Source organism: Vibrio sp. 10N.222.46.A1 (assembly GCF_041473595.1).
Classification (GTDB): Bacteria; Pseudomonadota; Gammaproteobacteria; order Enterobacterales; family Vibrionaceae; genus Vibrio; species Vibrio tasmaniensis_A.
The window spans coordinates 1-270 of sequence record NZ_JBFRSN010001875.1; the positions used below are offsets into that span (position 1 = coordinate 1).

At 30.0% G+C, this 270-nt stretch carries 1 protein-coding gene; it reads left to right on the forward strand.

What is annotated here, in order from left to right; all coding sequences use genetic code 11:
- Positions 1 to 60: 60 nt before the first annotated feature.
- Positions 61 to 270: hypothetical protein (locus AB4496_RS29725; RefSeq protein WP_372133735.1), on the forward strand; the 210-nt coding region annotated here is incomplete at its 3' end.

The window sequence follows — 270 nt, forward strand, 5'->3', positions numbered from 1 at the left end:
GGGGTCATTATGTCTATGTACATTACCTAGTTTTTAGATTTATATTTATTGGAGTTTGGATTGAGAAAATTTATTTGTGCAATGACTGTGTTGTTGACTTTTGTCTTACTTATAATGTACTTCCTATCTTTTATATTTAATGGTTACCTATACGAGATGGTTAAGTTAAATAAAGAACTCACGGTTGTAAGCGCGATTAGAGTGATGGTTCCTGTAGCTATATTTATATTCTATATTTGGGCGCATTTTATTTATCATAAAGATACTTAC